The organism is Aeromonas sp. S19(2024) (genome assembly GCF_041402625.1).
Classification (GTDB): Bacteria; Pseudomonadota; Gammaproteobacteria; order Enterobacterales; family Aeromonadaceae; genus Aeromonas; species Aeromonas caviae.
The window spans coordinates 111,275-129,707 of sequence record NZ_JBGLQU010000007.1 but is presented as its reverse complement, the minus strand read 5'-3'; the positions used below and the strand labels follow the sequence as shown (position 1 = coordinate 129,707).

The 18,433-nt window shown below is 61.6% G+C and carries 16 protein-coding genes; 14 read left to right on the top strand and 2 right to left on the bottom strand.

From position 1 onward, the window contains the following. Positions 1 to 11: 11 nt before the first annotated feature. From tsaE to ACB037_RS15125, 9 genes are all read left to right on the top strand, one after another. Positions 12 to 485: a tRNA (adenosine(37)-N6)-threonylcarbamoyltransferase complex ATPase subunit type 1 TsaE gene (gene tsaE, locus ACB037_RS15165; RefSeq protein ID WP_029313846.1), complete on the top strand. Its 474-nt coding sequence runs from the start codon at positions 12 to 14 to the stop codon at positions 483 to 485. A gap of 23 nt (positions 486 to 508) precedes the next feature. Further along, complete coding sequence (locus ACB037_RS15160) at positions 509 to 2,035, top strand: N-acetylmuramoyl-L-alanine amidase (RefSeq protein ID WP_319861850.1); 1,527 nt, start codon at positions 509 to 511, stop codon at positions 2,033 to 2,035. Positions 2,036 to 2,141: 106 nt separating this feature from the next. Continuing rightward, complete coding sequence (gene mutL / locus ACB037_RS15155) at positions 2,142 to 4,025, top strand: DNA mismatch repair endonuclease MutL (protein ID WP_319859139.1); 1,884 nt, start codon at positions 2,142 to 2,144, stop codon at positions 4,023 to 4,025. 92 nt (positions 4,026 to 4,117) lie between these two features. After that, positions 4,118 to 5,035: a tRNA (adenosine(37)-N6)-dimethylallyltransferase MiaA gene (miaA, locus tag ACB037_RS15150; RefSeq protein ID WP_371175522.1), complete on the top strand. Its 918-nt coding sequence runs from the start codon at positions 4,118 to 4,120 to the stop codon at positions 5,033 to 5,035. A 72-nt stretch (positions 5,036 to 5,107) separates the two neighbouring features. Then, positions 5,108 to 5,371: an RNA chaperone Hfq gene (gene hfq / locus ACB037_RS15145; RefSeq protein WP_011704864.1), complete on the top strand. Its 264-nt coding sequence runs from the start codon at positions 5,108 to 5,110 to the stop codon at positions 5,369 to 5,371. A 63-nt stretch (positions 5,372 to 5,434) separates the two neighbouring features. Continuing rightward, on the top strand, positions 5,435 to 6,721 hold the full coding sequence (hflX, locus tag ACB037_RS15140) for a ribosome rescue GTPase HflX (protein ID WP_010673194.1): 1,287 nt from the start codon (positions 5,435 to 5,437) through the stop codon (positions 6,719 to 6,721). Positions 6,722 to 6,814: 93 nt separating this feature from the next. After that, positions 6,815 to 7,966 (top strand): FtsH protease activity modulator HflK, encoded by a 1,152-nt coding sequence (hflK, locus tag ACB037_RS15135; RefSeq protein ID WP_010673195.1) that lies wholly within the window; start codon positions 6,815 to 6,817, stop codon positions 7,964 to 7,966. Positions 7,967 to 7,969: 3 nt separating this feature from the next. Then, positions 7,970 to 8,854, top strand: a complete 885-nt coding sequence (gene hflC / locus ACB037_RS15130) for a protease modulator HflC (RefSeq protein ID WP_010673196.1) — start codon at positions 7,970 to 7,972, stop codon at positions 8,852 to 8,854. A gap of 91 nt (positions 8,855 to 8,945) precedes the next feature. Continuing rightward, complete coding sequence (locus ACB037_RS15125) at positions 8,946 to 9,134, top strand: DUF2065 family protein (RefSeq protein ID WP_010673197.1); 189 nt, start codon at positions 8,946 to 8,948, stop codon at positions 9,132 to 9,134. 88 nt (positions 9,135 to 9,222) lie between these two features. On the opposite strand, the gene ispB is transcribed toward ACB037_RS15125, so the two are convergent. Continuing rightward, entirely contained in the window at positions 9,223 to 10,194 is a 972-nt protein-coding gene (ispB, locus tag ACB037_RS15120) for an octaprenyl diphosphate synthase (RefSeq protein ID WP_043152564.1), read from the bottom strand. A gap of 242 nt (positions 10,195 to 10,436) precedes the next feature. On the opposite strand from ispB, the gene rplU reads away from it, so the two are divergent. The 4 genes from rplU to ACB037_RS15100 all read left to right on the top strand — a co-directional run bounded on the left by rplU (position 10,437) and on the right by ACB037_RS15100 (position 14,152). Beyond that, positions 10,437 to 10,748 (top strand): 50S ribosomal protein L21, encoded by a 312-nt coding sequence (gene rplU, locus ACB037_RS15115; protein ID WP_005304210.1) that lies wholly within the window; start codon positions 10,437 to 10,439, stop codon positions 10,746 to 10,748. Between the two features lie 17 nt (positions 10,749 to 10,765). After that, positions 10,766 to 11,023, top strand: coding sequence for a 50S ribosomal protein L27 (gene rpmA, locus ACB037_RS15110; RefSeq protein ID WP_010673199.1), 258 nt, complete (start codon positions 10,766 to 10,768; stop codon positions 11,021 to 11,023). A 189-nt stretch (positions 11,024 to 11,212) separates the two neighbouring features. Beyond that, positions 11,213 to 12,415 carry an Obg family GTPase CgtA gene (gene cgtA, locus ACB037_RS15105; protein WP_010673200.1) on the top strand — a complete coding sequence of 401 codons (1,203 nt, stop codon included), beginning with the start codon at positions 11,213 to 11,215 and terminating at the stop codon, positions 12,413 to 12,415. A 366-nt stretch (positions 12,416 to 12,781) separates the two neighbouring features. After that, positions 12,782 to 14,152, top strand: a complete 1,371-nt coding sequence (locus ACB037_RS15100) for a YjiH family protein (protein WP_201984548.1) — start codon at positions 12,782 to 12,784, stop codon at positions 14,150 to 14,152. Between the two features lie 70 nt (positions 14,153 to 14,222). On the opposite strand, the gene ACB037_RS15095 is transcribed toward ACB037_RS15100, so the two are convergent. Beyond that, positions 14,223 to 17,108 carry an HD domain-containing phosphohydrolase gene (locus ACB037_RS15095; RefSeq protein ID WP_371175521.1) on the bottom strand — a complete coding sequence of 962 codons (2,886 nt, stop codon included), beginning with the start codon at positions 17,106 to 17,108 and terminating at the stop codon, positions 14,223 to 14,225. Between the two features lie 216 nt (positions 17,109 to 17,324). On the opposite strand from ACB037_RS15095, the gene ACB037_RS15090 reads away from it, so the two are divergent. After that, on the top strand, positions 17,325 to 18,314 hold the full coding sequence (locus ACB037_RS15090; RefSeq protein ID WP_371175520.1) for a luciferase-like monooxygenase: 990 nt from the start codon (positions 17,325 to 17,327) through the stop codon (positions 18,312 to 18,314). The last annotated feature ends 119 nt before the right edge of the window (positions 18,315 to 18,433 follow it).

Below are 18,433 nucleotides of genomic sequence, written 5' to 3'. Positions count from 1 at the left end.
ACAAGAAGAACATGGCAAAAACCTTGATGATGACACTGCCGGACGAGGCAGCAACAGTGGCGCTGGGTGGCCGTCTGGCAAAGGCGTGCCAGCAGGCCACCACGGTATTTCTGCACGGTGCCCTCGGGGCCGGCAAAACCACCCTGACCCGAGGCTGGGTGCAGGGACTGGGTCATGAGGGCAAGGTCAAGAGTCCGACCTATACCCTGGTGGAGCCCTATGAGCTTGCCCAGTGGCAGGTCTATCACTTCGATCTCTATCGACTGGCGGACCCGGAAGAGCTGGAGTTCATGGGCATTCGCGACTATTTCGCCGCCGATACCCTCTGTCTGGTGGAGTGGCCAGAGAAGGGCGACGGCTGGCTGCCAGCCCCGGATCTCGAGATCACCCTGAGTTATGCAAACGAGCAGCGCGAGGTGCAGATTGATGCCCGCACTGCTATCGGCGAAGCCATTCTGGAACGGTTGTCATCTCAGTGCGCGTGATCCTTGTTTTTGTTCTCTCCCTGATGGCATTGCCCACCTGGGCCAATCAGCTCAAGAGTGTGCGGGTGTGGCCATCACCGGACAACACCCGGGTGGTGCTCGACATGAGCAGCGCCCCCAATTTCAACTACTTCACCCTGACCGGTCCGAACCGTCTGGTCATCGACCTGAAAGGGGCGAGCAACGCCACCAACCTGGCCAGCATCGAGAACAAGAGCGAGCTGGTGCGCAAGATCCGCGAGAGCACGCCGCTGGAGAAGGGGGGCCTGCGACTGGTGCTGGATCTCGGCTCTGCCATCAAGCCGGTGGTTTTCCCGCTGGCGCCGGCAGGACCCTATGGCCACCGTCTGGTGATCGATCTTCCCTATGAAGAGAAGGGGAGCGCTGCGGCGCAGCCCGCTCCCGTCGGGGGACACGGCAAGGCCATCGTCATCGCCATCGATCCTGGTCACGGCGGGGAAGACCCGGGCTCCATCGGCCCGCGCCGCACCTACGAGAAGCGGGTGACCCTGGCGGTCTCCCAGAAGCTGGCGGCCCTCATCGACCGGGAGCCCGGCATGCGCGCCGTGCTGACCCGCCGTGGCGACTACTTCGTCGATCTCAACAAACGCTCCGAGATTGCCCGCAAGGCCAAGGCAGACCTGCTGGTGTCGGTGCATGCCGACAGCTTCCACAACTCGACTCCTCGCGGCGCCTCCGTCTGGGTGCTGTCGACCAACCGCGCCAACCGCGAGATGGGTAGCTGGCTCGAGAAGCAGGAGAAGCAGGGTGAGCTGCTGGGGGGCGTTGGCAAGGTATTGGCCGAGTCTGATCCCAACCCCTATCTGGCGCAGACCTTCCTGGATCTCTCCATGGACAAGTCCAGGGCCGAAGGCTATGACGTCAGCCGCCAGATCCTGCGCTCGCTCGGCCGGGTGGCCAGATTGCACAAGAAGGCGCCGGAACATGCGAGCCTGGCGGTGCTGAAGGCGCCGGACATCCCCTCGGTACTGGTGGAGACGGGCTTTATCTCGAACCACGCCGAGGAGAAGCTGCTGGCCACCGCCAGCTATCAGGATCAGCTGGCCCGGGCCATCTTCGAGGGGATCCGCAACTATTACCGCAGCCATCCGACCAAGGGGCCCATGCTCACCGGCAAGGGCCAGGTTGCCGCCCCGCCGCGTCAGGCGCCTGCCAGCAAGCCGGTCGCCGTCAGCAAGCCGGCTGCCCAGCCAACGCAGCAGGTCGTGACCAACCGGATGCCGGCGAGCGAGCCCTATCGCGTCGGTGAGGGCGGCGCCCCGGTCAGCAGCGTCGGCAGCGTCGGCAGCGCCTCCGGTGCCGGTGTGATCAAACCTTACAAGGTCGCAGCCCAGGAGCCGAGTGCGCCGGTAGCCAGCGTGCAGAGCAACGACAAGTCCAACATGATCCGCCACGTGGTCACCCGTGGCCAGAGTCTCTCCCGGCTCGCCGAGAAACACGGGGTGAGCCAGGCGCGACTGGTGGAGATCAACAAGCTCAAGTCGCGGGACATCCAGATAGGGCAGGTGCTCTATATTCCGCGAAAATAGCGCGGGCTGAAGAACGCCGCCCTTCTCTGCCGATGGCAGGGAGGGGCGGTGAGCATTGATGGCGCCAGGTCCACCTCTTCCCCTTTTTCATCTGCAGGAGCAAGCGATGCCAATCCGTATATTGCCGCCGATTCTGGCCAACCAGATTGCTGCCGGTGAGGTCGTGGAGCGGCCCTCCTCCGTGGTGAAGGAACTGGTGGAAAACAGCCTGGATGCGGGGGCCGACCGGGTCGAGATCGACATCGACAAGGGAGGCGCCAAGCTTATCCGCATTCGTGACAACGGCTGCGGTGTCGCCAGGGATGAGCTGGTGCTGGCGCTGTCGCGCCACGCCACCTCCAAGGTGGCGACCCTGGACGATCTGGAAGGGATCAACAGCCTGGGCTTTCGCGGGGAGGCGCTCGCCTCCATCAGCTCCGTCTCCCGCCTCACCTTCACCTCCCGTACGGCAGAGCAGAGCGAGGCCTGGCAGGCCCAGGCGGAAGGGCGTGAGATGAGCGTCACCGTCAAGCCGGCGGCCCACCCGGTGGGCACCACGGTGGAGGTGGTGGATCTCTTCTTCAACACCCCGGCGCGGCGCAAGTTCATGCGCAGCGAAAAGACCGAATTTGCCCACATCGACGAACTGGTGCGCCGCATCGCGCTCTCCCGCTTCGACGCCACCCTGATCCTGCGTCACAACGGCAAAGTGGTGCGCCAGTACAAGGCCGCCAACACGGTGGCGGAGCAGGAGCGCCGCCTTGCCGCCGTCTGCGGCTCCCCCTTCATGCACCATGCCCTGGCGGTATCGAGCGAACACAGCGACGTGCGGTTGTGGGGCTGGCTGGCCACTCCGGCAGGGGCCAGGCCGCAGAACGACCTGCAATACACCTATGTCAATGGCCGCATGATGCGGGACAAGCTCATCAATCACGCCATCCGCCAGGCCTATGACGAGCTGCTGCCCGCCGATCGCTTCGCGGCCTATGTGCTTTATATCGAGCTGGATCCCCGCCAGGTGGATGTCAACGTCCATCCGGCCAAGCACGAAGTGCGTTTCCATCAGGCGCGTCTCATCCACGATTTCATCTTCCAGGCGCTGTTTACCGCCCTGCGTCAGGACGGGGCAGGGAGCGCCACCGATGCACCCCTGGCCGAGACCCAGGTCGAGCTGCCGGGCAGCCCGGAGATCACCTATCCGGGTCAGGCGCCGCGCACCGAGTGGTACGGTGCCGAACACGGCTATCGGGCTCCTGCCCCTGCACGAGATGGCGACGGCGTGCGGGAAGGCGGTGGTGGCAGGGGAGGACACTACCAGCCCCCCGAACCCCCGAGCCGGGCCGCCATGCGAGGCATGGGCGCCTTGCTCACCACCCTGCCCGAGGTGGCGATGCCGGCATCCCGGCCCGTAGCCGAGAGCGGTGCCGTCGAGACGCCAGCCCGAACGGGGGAGTGGCGCGCCCTGAGCCTGGTCGAGCAGGCCTATCTGCTGATGGAGCGTCAGGGGCAGCTGGCGCTGCTCTCCCTGGTGCGCGCCGAGCGTCTGTTGTTGCGCCACTGGCTGCTGGATGCCTGGGGCCAGGGGTTGGCGGCCCAGCCTCTGTTGCTGCCGGTCTCCTTCAAGCTGCCGAAAAACCTGGTCGCCCTGGTGGAGGAGCGGGAACGTCTGCTCAAACGCATGGGGCTGGAGTTGAAAAGCGGGGGACGCGACACCATGATCCTGACTCGGGTGCCCGCCCTGCTGCGCCAGACCGATCTGGCCCGCCTCTTACCCGAATTGTTGCAGCTGGTCGAGAGCGGATCTGACAGTGATGCCGATGCGCAGGCTGGAGTACTATGCCAGTGGTTGGTGGAACAAGGTATAAGTGCCGAAAAAATATACGATTTTGCCACTGCCACCCGGTTGTTGACGGAACTTGTTGCCGATTTCAGTGACCAACTGGCAGACGTTCGCATGGTGCGTCCGTTGCCGCTGGCGAACGTGCTGGCCGAGTTTGCCGATGGCAACTGACGGCGTCTCGTCGTCTGCTGCATCTATATGACCAGTTTTATGCCGGCTCGCCCGTGAAGGGGCGGCCGAAGGGAGTGTTTAACGTGGCTGACTTGCCGACTGCAATTTTTCTGATGGGGCCGACGGCCTCCGGCAAGACGGATCTCGCCATTGAACTGTGCCAGGCCCTGCCCTGCGACATCATCAGCGTGGACTCCGCGCTCATCTATCGCGGCATGGACATAGGCACCGCCAAGCCGACGCCAGCCGAGCTGGCACAGGCCCCGCACCGGCTGATCGACATCCTGGATCCCGCCATGAGCTATTCGGCGGCGGATTTTTGCAAGGATGCCCTGCGGGAGATGAAAGAGATCGCCGACCGTGGTCGCATTCCGCTGCTGGTGGGCGGCACCATGCTCTATTTCAAGGCGCTGCTGGAGGGGCTTTCTCCGCTGCCTTCCGCCGATCCCGCCATTCGGGCCGGCATCGAGGAAGAGGCTGCCCGCCTCGGCTGGCAGGCGCTCCATGACGAACTGGTGCGCATCGACCCGGTGGCCGGTGCCCGCATCCACCCCAACGATCCCCAGCGCCTGTGCCGGGCGCTCGAGGTTTACCGCATCAGCGGCAAGACCCTCACCGAGCTGACCCAGGTACAGGGAGAGGGGCTGCCCTACCGGGCGCTGCAGTTTGCCATCGCGCCGAGGGATCGGGCCGTGCTGCACCAGCGCATCGAACAGCGGTTTGACAAGATGCTGGGCAGCGGCTTCGAGCAGGAGGTCAGGGCGCTTTACGAGCGGGGGGATCTCACCCCGGATCTTCCCTCCATTCGCTGCGTGGGATACCGCCAAATGTGGGACTACCTGGCGAGGGAAGTGGAGTATGATGAGATGCGTTATCGCGGCATTGTTGCCACCCGCCAGTTGGCCAAGCGTCAGATGACCTGGTTGCGCGGTTGGCCTGATGTGACCTGGTTGGAATCTGGTGAGTCTGGCAATCTGGCCAGGGTCGTCGCCCAAGCTGGTCCGGCTTGACACTCCTGTATAATCAGGTTGTTATATTGAATATCCGGTGTTTAAAAACAACAAACTATAAGGAAAAGAAAGATGGCTAAGGGGCAATCTCTCCAAGACCCGTTTTTGAATGCGCTGCGCCGTGAGCGTATTCCTGTTTCTATCTATTTGGTGAACGGCATCAAACTGCAGGGTCAGATCGAATCGTTTGACCAGTTTGTGATTCTGCTGAAGAACACCGTGAGCCAGATGGTCTACAAGCACGCCATTTCCACCGTGGTGCCGGCCCGTGCCGTCAACCATCACCAGCACGCCCCGGGCGCCGCCGGTGAAGAGCAGGGTGAAGCCGAGGCGTGATATCCTGCGGCGAGTTCACTCGCCAACTCAGATCCATCATGATACCTGTCAAGGAGCAAGCGCTTGTTTGACCGTTACGAAGCTGGTGAACAGGCCGTTCTGGTACATGTCAACTTCAGCGATGAGGGCGAGCGGGAGGATCTGGACGAGCTCAAGATGCTGGTGAGCTCGGCCGGGGTCAATGCACTGGGGGTGATCACCACCAGTCGCAGCGCACCCAGCGCCAAATTTTTTGTCGGCAGCGGCAAGGCGGAAGAGATCGCGTCCCAGGTCCAGATGCTGGACGCCGACGTGGTCATCTTCAACCATGCCCTGACCCCCGCCCAGGAGCGCAACCTGGAGCGTCTGTTCCAGTGCCGGGTCGTGGACAGGACTGGTCTTATCCTCGATATCTTCGCCCAGCGCGCCCGCACTCACGAAGGCAAGTTGCAGGTCGAACTGGCCCAGTTGCGCCATCTTTCCACTCGTCTGGTGCGAGGCTGGACCCACCTTGAGCGACAAAAGGGGGGGATCGGTCTGCGCGGCCCGGGTGAAACCCAGCTTGAAACCGACCGACGCCTGCTGCGTGAGCGCATCAAGGCCATTTTGCGCCGCCTTGACAAGGTGGCCAAGCAGCGGGAGCAGGGGCGCCGTGCCCGCAACCGCAACGAAGTGCCGACCGTTTCTCTGGTGGGGTATACCAACGCCGGAAAATCCACTTTGTTCAACCAACTTACAGATGCCAGCGTGTATGCTGCCGACCAATTGTTCGCAACCCTGGACCCCACCCTGCGCAAATTGGTGATCCAGGATGTGGGTGATGTGATCCTGGCGGATACAGTTGGATTTATTCGGCACTTGCCCCATGATCTGGTCGCGGCCTTCAAGGCGACCTTGCAGGAGACTCGCGAAGCGGACCTGCTGCTGCACGTGGTGGACTGCGCCGATGAACAGATGCAGGAGAATATCGAGTCGGTCCAGCGTGTGCTGGCCGAGATCGAGGCGGATGACCGTCCCCAACTGATGATCTGCAACAAGATCGACAAGCTGGGGGATCGTCCGGCTGGTCTTGAACGGGATGAGGCTGGACGACCGGTGCGAGTCTGGTTGTCGGCCCAGACTGGCGAGGGTAGTGAATACCTGTTCCAGGCACTGACCGAACTGCTGGCCGGCTCCATGGTGCATCACACCCTGCAACTGCCCCCTTCCGCCGCCAGACTGCGCAGTGCGCTCTATCGGCTGAAAGGTATCGAGCAGGAAGGTTTCAGCGAGGAGGGGGACTTTGTGCTGGAAGTTCGCCTGCAACTGGCTGACTGGAACCGCCTCATGAAACAAGAAGGTGAGAGTTTACAACGCTTTATCAGGCATTGATGGGTCGATGAATATAAATGGTTTGCTGATTTCATCGCTCCTCTGTGGCCCGATAGAGATGATATCCATCCGCATGTATTAATGGAGACGCTGATGGCTTGGAATGAGCCTGGTAACAATGGCAAAGACCGTGACCCCTGGGGGAACAACGGCAAGAATCAGGGCCCCCCTGATCTGGACGAGATGCTTCGCAAGGTGAGCCGTCGTTTTGGCGGTCTGCTCGGTGGTGGCAAATCCGGTGGTGGTGACGTCGGCAAGTTCGGCCTCTCCATCGCCTTGGTGGTGGCCGTGGTGGTGTGGGTCGTCAGCGGCTTCTACACCATTCGCGAAGCCGAGCGAGGCGTGGTGCTGCGCTTTGGCGAATACTCCCACAACGTGGATCCCGGCCTGCGCTGGAAACCGACCTTCATCGACCGGGTGATCCCGGTGGACGTGGAGTCTGTCCGTTCCCTGCCGGCGTCCGGTTTCATGCTGACCCAGGATGAGAACGTGGTACGGGTCGAGATGGACGTGCAGTATCGCGTGGTCGATCCCGAGCAGTACCTGTTCAGCGTGACCAACGCCGACGAGAGCCTGAGCCAGGCCACCGACAGCGCCCTGCGCTACGTGGTGGGTCACACCCGGATGGACGATGTGCTGACCACGGGTCGTGAGAAGGTGCGTCAGGAAACCTGGCAGGTGATCGACAGCATCATCGAGCCCTATCAGATGGGTCTGCAGATCGTGGACGTCAACTTCCTGCCGGCGCGTCCGCCGGAAGAGGTGAAGGATGCGTTTGATGACGCCATCTCCGCCCAGGAAGATGAGCAGCGTTTCATCCGTGAAGCGGAAGCCTATGCCCGTGAAGTGGAGCCCAAGGCTCGTGGCCAGGTCAAACGTCTGGAGCAGGAGGCCGAAGCCTACAAGTCCCAGATCGTGTTGAAGGCCAAGGGTGAAGTCGCTCGCTTCAACGAGCTGCTGCCCCAGTATCAGGCCGCGCCCGAGCTGACCCGTGATCGTATCTACCTGGAAACCATGGAAGAGCTCTATCAGCAGGCCAACAAGGTGGTGGTCGACATGCCGGCCGGCAACAACAGCATGATCTACCTGCCGCTCGACAAGCTCTCTGGCAAGGCGAATGCCGTGCAACCGGCACGTCCTGCGGGCACCCCGGCAGTCGAGGCGGCCCAGCCGTCCAACGAAGGGGCCAACTCCACTCCGACCCCGCTGCGTGGCGGTGATCGTTTCAGCACAGGGAGAAACTGATAGATGAAAAAGCTAGCTATTGGTGTCATCGCTGTGGCCGCCATGGTCTGCTTCTCTTCCATCTTCATCGTCGATGAAGGACAGAAGGGGATCGTGGTGCAGTTTGGCAAGGTGAAACGGGTCGACTCCGGTGAACCGCGCCTGTACGAGCCGGGTCTGCACTTCAAGGTGCCGCTCATCGACCAGGTACGCAAGATGGATGCCCGCATCCAGACTCTGGAAGGCCAGGCGGATCGCTTCGTTACGTCCGAGAAGAAGGACCTCATCATCGACTCCTACGTGAAGTGGAAGATCGAGGACTTCTCCAAGTACTACCTGGCGACCGGTGGTGGCAACAAGATCCAGGCTGAAGACCTGCTCAAGCGCAAGATCAACAACGGCCTGCGTTCCGAGATCGGTAACCGCACCATCAAGGACATCGTCTCCGGCGAGCGCAGTACCGTGATGGAAGATGCCCTGATGAAGATGGCGCGCTCCTCCGAGCTCGGCATCAAGGTAGTGGATGTGCGCATCAAGCAGATCAACCTGCCGGTGGAAGTTTCCAGTTCCATCTATCAGCGGATGCGTGCCGAGCGGACCGCGGTTGCCCGTGAACACCGTTCACAGGGCCGCGAGCAGGCCGAGATCCTGCGTGCCGACATCGACCGCAAGGTGACCGTGATGATCGCCGACGCCGAGAGTAATGCCCGTCAACTGCGTGGTGAAGGGGATGCCGAAGCCGCCAGGATCTATGCCGACAGCTACAAGAAGGACCCGGAGTTCTTCAGTTTCGTGCGCAGCATGGAGGCCTATCGCAAGAGCTTCGCCGGTGGCAACGACCTCATGGTCCTGAAACCGGACAGCGAGTTCTTCCGCTACCTCAAGTCGCCGCACGGCAACAAGCAGTAAACATGTGTTGATATGACCCAAGGGCCTGATGATTCAGGCCCTTTTGTTTGCCGGCCACAGACCGGCAGGGGAACAGGGAGAAGGAGAGGTGATGCTGACATCCATGTTGATGGGGCTGGGGTTGCTGCTGCTCTTCGAAGGATTGGGGCCCTTGCTTGCTCCCAGGGCATGGCAGCAGATGCTGCGCCTGCTCGGGGAGTTGCCGCCGGAACAGCTGCGCCGCATCGGCGGCTGTCTGGTGGTGGCAGGTGGTGTCATCTTGTGGGCGTTGGCCCGTTAGAATCTGTGTTGATACGACAGTGGCACGGCGAATTCGGACAATAAAAAAGAGGCCAGAGGGCCTCTTTTTTATTGTCCGCGGGCTGGCATCAGGCGCTGCGCTGCACCGCCATGTGGGCCAGGGTCTCCAGCGCTTGCTTGTGCCGGGAGTCCGGCAGGATGGCGAGGGCGTCGATGGCCTTGTCAGCCTCTTCCCGAGCTCGCTGGCGGGAGTATTCGAGAGCTCCGGTGCGATCCAGGATGCCCAGAATACGCTCCAGGTGATCCATCCCGTTGCGGTGCTCGATGGCATCGCGCACCAGTTGACGCTCTTCCGGGGTACCCACTTCCATGGCACGCAACAGCGGCAGGGTCGGCTTGCCTTCGGCCAGATCGTCACCCACGTTCTTGCCCATCTCCTCGCTCTGGGAGCAGTAGTCCATCACGTCGTCGATGATCTGGAACGCGGTACCCAGGTACTTGCCGTAGTCGGTCATGGCCTGCTCGACGGGCTCGGGCTGATGGGTCAGCACGGCGGCGAGTCGGGTTGCGGCTTCAAACAGCTTGGCGGTCTTGCAGTAGATGACCGTCATGTAGCTCTCTTCCGTGGTATCCGGATCGTTGCAGTTCATCAGCTGCAGCACTTCGCCTTCGGCGATGGTGTTGGTGGCATCGGAGAGGATCTCCATCACCTTCAGGTTGGAGAGTTCGCTCATCATCTGGAAGGAGCGGCTGTAGAGGTAGTCACCCACCAGAACGCTGGCGGCGTTGCCAAACAGGGCGTTGGCGGTTTCCCGGCCGCGGCGCAGGTCGGATTCGTCGACCACGTCGTCGTGCAGCAGGGTGGAGGTGTGGATGAATTCGATGATGGCGGCCAGTTTCAGGTGATCTTCACCCTCATAGCCCAGTGCGCGTGCGGCCATCACGGTCAGCATGGGGCGCATCCGTTTTCCGCCTGCACTGACAATATAGAAACCCAGCTGGTTGATCAGGCTGACATCGGACTGGAGTCTCGCCAGGATCAGTTCATTGACCGCCGTCATGTCGGCGGCACAGAGCGCACGGATAGTCTGTTGGTCCATAAGTCTCGTAACGTGACGGCAGCATTTACTGCGTTTTTAGCAATGGCGGGGATTCTACACGATTTCACAATGGGTTACAGTTAGGCGTTTATTCACGGGGGCAGATATGCGCACAAAATAAACTTTTTGCTAAATTGGCCTTGCCTCGGCAAATCGTTCTGCGTAGAATGCCCGCCCATTGTTATAGGTTTTTGTGCGTGTCTGGCCTTGAGCAAAAGACACGCCTTTACGGAGTTAATCAAATGTACGCGGTATTCCAAAGCGGCGGAAAACAACACCGTGTGGCCGAAGGTCAAATCGTTCGTCTGGAAAAGCTGAACGTTGAGACTGGCGCTACCATCGACTTCAACGAAGTGCTGATGGTTGCTGCAGGCGACACTTTCAAAGTAGGTGCTCCTTTCGTTGAAGGTGGCAAGGTTGTGGCTGAAGTTGTGGCTCACGGCCGTGGCGAGAAAGTGACTATCGTCAAGTTCCGTCGTCGTAAGCACCACCGTAAGCAAGCGGGCCACCGTCAGTGGTTCACTGAAGTCAAAATCACTGGCATCAGCGCTTAATTAGAGGAGTCCGATAGATGGCACACAAAAAAGCTGGCGGTTCATCCCGCAACGGTCGCGATTCTGAAGCTAAACGCCTGGGCGTGAAGCGTTTCGGCGGCGAAACAGTTCTGGCTGGCAGCATCATCGTTCGTCAGCGCGGCACCAAGTTCCACGCTGGTGAGAACGTTGGTCTGGGCAAGGACCACACTCTGTTCGCTACCGCGAACGGTAAAGTGCAGTTCGAAGTTAAAGGTCCGCAGAATCGTAAGTACGTCAGCATCGTTGCTGAGTAATTACGGACCGCAAGGATCCGAAGCCCCGCCAACCTGGCGGGGCTTTTGTTTTTCTGATGAGTTTGACGAAAAAACGGCACGCGGATGAGCCGGCGCTGACAGCCCTCATCGGCCAGATGCGCCTCGCCCGAAGGGGCCCGTATCACTATAATTGCGTATCGGTTTTTCGAATTAAGGTGACGGTTACCTATGAAGTTTGTTGATGAAGTCCAGATTCGAGTCGATGCCGGTGACGGTGGTAACGGTTGTGTGAGCTTCCGCCGCGAGAAGTACATCCCGAACGGCGGCCCGGACGGCGGTGACGGCGGTGATGGTGGCGACGTGTATCTGGTGGCCGATGAAAACCTGAACACCCTGATCGACTACCGTTTCGAGCGCTTCCACGCCGCCGAGCGTGGCGAGAACGGCCAGAGTGCCAACTGTACCGGTCGTCGCGGCAAGGACAAGATCCTGCGAGTACCGGTCGGCACCCGCGCCACCGATGAAGACACCGGCGAACTGCTGGGAGATTTGACCAGTCACGATCAGAAGCTGCTGGTTGCCAAGGGCGGCTTCCACGGCCTTGGCAACACCCGCTTCAAGAGCTCGGTCAACCGGGCGCCGCGCCAGAAGAGCAACGGCACCCCGGGTGAAGTGCGTACCCTGAGGCTGGAGCTGCTGCTGCTGGCGGATGTCGGCATGCTGGGTCTGCCCAACGCAGGCAAGTCCACCTTCATTCGCGCCGTTTCTGCGGCCCGTCCGAAAGTGGCAGACTACCCCTTCACCACCCTGGTACCGAACCTGGGTGTGGTACGCGGTGAAAACTCCCGCTCCTTCGTCATTGCCGACATTCCCGGCCTCATCGAAGGGGCTGCCGAGGGAGCAGGCCTGGGTATCCGCTTCCTCAAGCACCTGGAGCGTTGCCGCGTCCTGATCCACCTGGTGGATATCTGCCCGGTGGATGGCTCCGATCCTGCCGAGAATGCCGTGACCATCGTCCGGGAGCTGGAAAAATACAGCCCCGAGCTGGCGGGCAAGCCGCGCTGGCTGGTGTTCAACAAGATGGACCTGATCCTGGAAGAAGAGGCTCAGGAAGTGATGGACAGAGTCAAGGCAGCCCTCAACCACGAAGGTCCGGTCTACGCCATCACCGCCATCAGCAAGGAAGGCACCAAGAAGGTGTGCTACGACATCCTGGATCTGCTGGACACCATGCCCCGTCAGCTGGCGGAAGATGCCAGAGACGCCATCGAGAAGGTGGAGTTCAAGTGGGACGACTATCACAAGAACCAGCTGGCCAAGGCGGAAGCCGATGCCCTGGCGGCGTCCAAGGCCTTCGATGATGGTCTGGACGATGACGACTGGGATGATGAGGACGACGACGGCGTCGAAGTCATTTACGTTCGCGATTGAGCATCATGTTCGTGACAAGACCGGAGCCAGACAGGCTCCGGTTTTTTTATGGGAGGATCGACGGGATCACCCTATAGATATATTTTTCATGTCTCTTATTGCCTGACAGTGGCTGCGGATTATACTGCGCACCTGAATGTAACCTGTATGAAACATTATGCTAACCATTCAAATTGAATCGATATGCATGACTGTTTTGGTTTGTTCTTATGGATGGTTCGCCTGATAAAATATTTATGCTTGAAATGATCAATTAACGGCTTGTTTGTGCAGTTTTTTGGGTTATTCTTGCGCCCGTTTTCCGGGCGAGGGCATGAGTATGCAGGCGGCCCGGCTGAAGGAAAAGTCACATTTAAGGCTGTTTATATGTTGGAAAAGACCCTGGAAGCACCGGCAATCCGTACTCGCCGCAACGTGCTGATGTTTTTGATCCCGTCACTGATCGGGATCCTGCTGTTCATGACCCCGGTCATCTATGACGGCAATGTCACCATTCCCGTCGCCGTGCTGGCGAAGCTGGTTCAAACGGTGTTTGCCGATCATCTGGTGGCCATGGTCAGCGCCATCATCACCACCACCATGCTGATGACCCTGATCGCCTGGCTGTTCAAACCGGCGATCCTGGTGCGCCGTCCCTTCCTCAACAGCCTGTTCAACGTATCCCCCTTCTGGGCCTGCGTGCGGGTGCTGGGCGGGGTCTTCGTGCTGTTGACCTTCTTTGAAGCCGGTCCCGAGGTGCTGCGCTCAGGGGCGACCGGCGGCCTGGTGCTGCATGATCTGCTGCCGGTACTATTCTCCGTCTTCATCTTTGCGGGCCTGCTGCTGCCCTTGCTGCTGGATTTTGGTCTGCTGGAGTTTGTCGGTACCATGATGACCCGGATCATGCGTCCGGTGTTCCGTCTGCCGGGTCGTTCTGCGGTGGACTGCTTCGCCTCCTGGCTCGGTGATGGCAGCGTCGGGATCCTGCTGACCAGCAAGCAGTATGAAGGCAAGTTTTACACCCAGCGGGAAGCGGCTGTCATCGGTACCACCTTCTCCGCCGTCTCCATCACCTTCTGTCTGGTGGTGATCTCCCAGGTGAAGCTGGAGCACATGTTCGTCCCCTTCTACCTGACCGTCTGCCTGGCCGGTGTGGTGGCCGCCATCGTGGTACCGCGCCTGCCGCCGCTCTCCTGGAAGAAGGATGTCTACAGCGACGGTACTCCCCTGTGCCGCAAGCAGGAGGCCATCCCCCATCAGCACAGCGTGCTGAGCTACGGCTATCATCGTGCCCTGACCAAGGCCGACAGCATGACGGATCTCGGCGCCGTGGCGCGTGAAGGGGTGAAAAACGCCCTGGACATGGTATTTGGCGTGCTGCCGGTGGTGATGGCCGTCGGGACCTGTGCCCTGATGCTGGCGGAGCACACCCCGGTGTTCAACTGGCTGGGGGCGCCCTTCGTGCCTTTGCTCGAGCTGCTGCAACTGCCGGAGGCGGAAGCCGCTTCCAAGACCATCATGGTGGGCTTCGCCGATATGTTCATCCCGGCGGTGCTGGCCTCCACTATCGAGAGCGACATCACCCGCTTCGTGATCGCCGCCATGTCGGTCACCCAGCTCATCTACATGTCGGAAGTGGGCGCTCTGTTGCTGGGCAGCAAGATCCCGGTCAAGTTGTGGGAGCTGTTCGTCATCTTCCTGCTGCGCACCCTGGTCACCCTGCCGGTGATTGCCGGTGTGGCGCACCTGCTGTTCTAAGGGGCGAAGTGGAACGAAAAACGGTCAACCCGGGTTGACCGTTTTTTTATGGGCGAGTGCCGGCGGAAGGTCAGTGTGATCCTGCCAGCAGGGCCTGGCATTCGACCTCGTCCAGCTGCTCGGGGGCGAGGAAGCGTCTGGCGTAGTCCCGCCAGATGCCGCTCTCGATGAAGAGGGCAAACAGGGCCGGGTCTATGTGCTGTTCCTGTACCATCTTCACCATGATGGTCAGGGACTGGGAGACCGTTTTGCCAGACTTGTAGGGGCGATCGCTCGCCGTCAGCGCCTCGAAGATGTCTGCAATGGCCATGATGCGGGCTGGAATGCTCATCTGCCCCCCTTGCAACTGGCGCGGATAGCCCGTGCCGTCCATCCGCTCGTGATGGCCCCCCGCAATCTCCGGCACCTTGCGCAAATGGCGGGGGAAGGGGAGCTTCTCCAGCATGCGTATGGTCTGGATGATGTGATCGTTGATCTTGTAGCGCTCCTCTTCGGTGAGGGTGCCACGGCCGATGGCGAGGTTGTAGCGCTCCCCCCGGTTGTAGAGGTGGGTGGGCACCCGCACCTTGAAGCCCCATGGGTTGTGTCGTGCGAGATTGTCGTGCTCGGGGCGAGGGATGAGATGGACCGCCTTGTCGGCGAGCAGCGACTCGCGGCAGGGGAGGGGAGAGGGTGCCTCCTGGTGGCGCTTGCGCTCCTCCTGACTGATGCCGAGCCGATCGTCCAGAGTGCGCAACCAGGTGCGGCTGGCAATGGCATCCAGCCTGGCGAGTTTCTCCGGCGCCATCCACTCGCCCCCCAGATTGCACTCGGCCACGAAGGCGAACTCCTGATCCAGGGTGTGCCAGAGGGGGGTTACAGCCTCGAGGGCGGCCTGCTGCCCGGATGGGGGCAGCAGGGCGCAGAGTGCCTCAATGTGGGCATCCCGCTTGAGCACCTCGAAGCGGGTGCGGATCTCGTGGATCCTGTCGTAAATGGTCTCGAGTTTGGTCGCCTTGTCCACCACGAACTCCGGGGTGGTGACCTTGCCGCAGTCGTGCAGCCAGCTCGCGATATGGATGGCCTCCCACTCCTCTTCGTTGAGCCGGAAATCGGCAAAGGGCCCCGTCTGCTGTGAGCAGGCAGCCTGGGTCAGCATCCTGGCCAGTTCCGGCACCCGCTGGCAGTGGCCGCCGGTGTAGGGGCTCTTGGCATCGATGGCACCGGCGATGAGCTCGATGAAGGCTTCCAGCAGTTGCTTCTGCTCCTCCAGCAGGCGCTGGTTTTCGATGGCGGAGGAGGAGGTGCCCGCCAGCGCCTCGATGAGGCTGATGCGCGAGGCCAGTTCGCGGGCCGAGCAGTCTGGCAGGATCAGCAGCAGGCAGCCGATCAGCTCCTGACGGTGGTTGTGAAGGGGCTCGACCAGCAGTTGGCAGGCACCAGGGAAGGGGCCCCAGTCGGTGAGGTAGCGGGCCCACTGTGCCTCGTCGAGGGGCAGGCAGAGGCGTTCCGTGTGGTAGAGACCGCCGAGCAGCGCCGCCTGCCACTGTACCTGTTCGCACGCCAGCGGCTGCCCCTGCCAGATGGCGTGAACGGCCTGCATCTCGCTCTCCTGGGCCAGGAAGAGGCAGCCGCCCTCGGCCTGGGCAGCCGCCACCGTCTCGTGCAGGATGCGGCTGAGCAATGAATCGAAGCGATGCTCTGCCGCCAGCGCCCGGCCCATGTTCATGAAATTGCCGAGGGTCAGGCGCATGCTGGACATGGCGCGGGCGAGGTCGTCAATTTCGCGGATCGCCGAATCCGGCCCCGGGCTTTCGCCAAAGTCGAAGTGCTGGATCCGCTCAGCCTCCCCGGTCAATACCAGCAAGGGGGCGGCAGTACGCCGGGCTGCCAGCCAGATGACGGGCAGCAGGAGCAGCAGACCGGCAAGGGCCCAGGCGAGATTGTGCAGCGCATCCTGGCGCGCCGGGGCGGTGAGCACCTCGGTGGGCACCAGGAGGGCGAGATAAAACGGAGACTCTTCCCCGAGGGAGGAGAGGTTGACCAGCCACTCCTGACCCTGAACCGTTGCCAGGGTCAGCTCGGCGGGGTGATGCAGCAGAGCAGGCCGAGCAGCCATCTCCTGTTGCAGCCTGGTGAGAATGGGATGATTGAGGGCCGACAGCATGGGCAGGCGGCTCAGTTGCTCGAAGCTTGGAAGGCGCTCGGGATCCGTGGCCAGCAGGGTCCCGACCTCGTCAAACAGCACCAGCTGGCTGCGACCGGGCAGGGGCAACTCGCCGATGAGGGAAGAGAGTCCCTCCACGCCCGCATCGAGCCCGATCACCGCCCGGCGATCGTCGCTCTCCACCGCCAGTGTCATGCCTGGCTCCCGGGTAGTGAAGAAGAGGTAGGGGTGGGTCACTATGATGCCCGTGCTCCAGCGCGCCTCCTTGTACCAGCCCCGATCTCGCGGATCGAAACGGTAATCCGGCATGGGGCGCCGCTCCAGCAGCCGCAGCCGCTGGTCGAAATAGAGGAACTCTCCCTGTCCCTGATGCAGGCTCTGGACCAGCAGGCGGCTCTCGGGCGGAGGCGCCTCCAGCGCCCCTCTCGCCCGTTCGGTCAGCTTGCGTACCAGAAAGAAATCGCCGTCCTCGTAACCGGCATAGATGGCACCGTAACTGGTGCTGTTGGCCAGCACTTCCGCCAGCTGGGGCAGGAAGGCTAGCCGCGTCTCCAGCCCTGTCATGGCGGACAGCTGGCCGCTGCGCAGCAGATTCAGGGACATGCGGGCCGGTCGCTGGTTCAGCTTGATGGCGAGGGCAAGCTGCTCCCGGTATTGCTGGAAGCTCTGACGTTCGTGCTCCAGCCCCTGCTGCATGCCCTGCTGGAACTGCAGCACGATGAGGGCACCCCCCAGCAAGGAGAAGAGCAGGATGAAAAGGGTGGCAATGTGTACGTAAAAGGGTCTGCGACTGAGACTTGCGTTTGTCATGGGCGGATCCTTGTCCCCTGGCGATCGCCGTATTGGTCACCTAACAGTGTGCTTGCTGGATGACAAAAAGCCTAGGACTCGATCTTGCGCTCTTCAGCCCCAAATCAACAGCCAGCCTTCGCGCTGCGCCCTTGCCCTGTGGTGAGATGATTCGTTCAGATATCTCGTGCTACATTGCTCCCCTGATAAACGCCCTGTGAACCAATGGAGTGTCCCATGTCTGTCGTCCCCTATTCCGTGCTGGATCTGGTGCCCGTTCCCGAAGGTGGTCTGCCGGCCGAGTCGTTTCGCCACTCGCTGGATCTGGCTCGCCATGCGGAGCGCTGGGGTTACCACCGCTACTGGCTGGCGGAGCACCACAACATGCCGGGCATTGCCAGCGCCGCCACAGCGGTGCTGATTGGCCACCTGGCCGGGGGCACCACGACGTTGCGGCTCGGAGCTGGCGGCATCATGTTGCCGAACCACTCCCCCCTGGTCATTGCGGAGCAGTTCGGCACGCTGAGTTCCCTCTATCCGGATCGCATCGATCTCGGCCTGGGCCGCGCCCCTGGCAGCGATCCGCGCACCATGCAGGCGCTGCGCCGCCAGCGCAGCGGCGAGGTGGATGACTTCCCGGCGGATGTACGCGAACTGATGAGTTATTTCGGCGACGAGGTCGGTGCCGTGCAGGCGGTGCCGGGTCAGGGACTCCATGTGCCCATCTGGCTGCTGGGCTCCAGCCTCTACAGTGCCCAACTGGCTGCGGCCATGGGGTTGCCGTTCGGCTTTGCTTCCCACTTCGCTCCCGCCATGTTGCTGCAGGCGCTGGAGATCTACCGTACCCAATACCGCCCCTCTGCCCGCTGGCCCAAACCCCATGCGGTGGTGTGCGTGAATCTGATCGCCGCCGACACCGACCGTGAGGCCCGCTTCCTGTTCACCACCCTGCAGCAGCAGTTCCTGCGTCTCTACCGGGGGGATGCCGGCAAGCTGCCACTGCCGGTGCAGACGCTGGGGGATGAGTGGTCTCCCCGCGAATTGATGGCGATGGAGCAGACCCTGGCTCGCTCCCTGGTGGGGGAGCCGGATCGGGTACGCCACGGCCTCAAGGCTCTGCTGGCAGAGACCGGAGCGGACGAGCTGATGTTCAACGGCCCCATCGTCGATCATCAGGCGCGCCTGCGCTCCTTCGAGATTGGTGCCGAGCTGATGCAGGGGTTGTAACCCCCGCGACGCCTGGCCGCCAGCGGCACGCCAAGCCTGGCTGCTCGGGCGAAAGAGCCACGATTGCGCGGTAGTAAGATTTTGATTTTTAAAAGAAGTCAGGTGAGTGTCGGCCATCT

Coding starts and splice junctions, on each gene's coding strand:
- rplU (WP_005304210.1), top strand. CDS start 10,437: ATGTACGCGGTATTCCAAAGCGGCGGAAAACAACACCGTGTGGCCGAA.
- ACB037_RS15100 (WP_201984548.1), top strand. CDS start 12,782: ATGTTGGAAAAGACCCTGGAAGCACCGGCAATCCGTACTCGCCGCAAC.
- ACB037_RS15095 (WP_371175521.1), bottom strand. CDS start 17,108: ATGACAAACGCAAGTCTCAGTCGCAGACCCTTTTACGTACACATTGCC.
- hflK (WP_010673195.1), top strand. CDS start 6,815: ATGGCTTGGAATGAGCCTGGTAACAATGGCAAAGACCGTGACCCCTGG.
- hflC (WP_010673196.1), top strand. CDS start 7,970: ATGAAAAAGCTAGCTATTGGTGTCATCGCTGTGGCCGCCATGGTCTGC.
- ispB (WP_043152564.1), bottom strand. CDS start 10,194: ATGGACCAACAGACTATCCGTGCGCTCTGTGCCGCCGACATGACGGCG.
- cgtA (WP_010673200.1), top strand. CDS start 11,213: ATGAAGTTTGTTGATGAAGTCCAGATTCGAGTCGATGCCGGTGACGGT.
- ACB037_RS15160 (WP_319861850.1), top strand. CDS start 509: ATGGCATTGCCCACCTGGGCCAATCAGCTCAAGAGTGTGCGGGTGTGG.
- mutL (WP_319859139.1), top strand. CDS start 2,142: ATGCCAATCCGTATATTGCCGCCGATTCTGGCCAACCAGATTGCTGCC.
- rpmA (WP_010673199.1), top strand. CDS start 10,766: ATGGCACACAAAAAAGCTGGCGGTTCATCCCGCAACGGTCGCGATTCT.
- tsaE (WP_029313846.1), top strand. CDS start 12: ATGGCAAAAACCTTGATGATGACACTGCCGGACGAGGCAGCAACAGTG.
- hfq (WP_011704864.1), top strand. CDS start 5,108: ATGGCTAAGGGGCAATCTCTCCAAGACCCGTTTTTGAATGCGCTGCGC.
- ACB037_RS15125 (WP_010673197.1), top strand. CDS start 8,946: ATGCTGACATCCATGTTGATGGGGCTGGGGTTGCTGCTGCTCTTCGAA.
- ACB037_RS15090 (WP_371175520.1), top strand. CDS start 17,325: ATGTCTGTCGTCCCCTATTCCGTGCTGGATCTGGTGCCCGTTCCCGAA.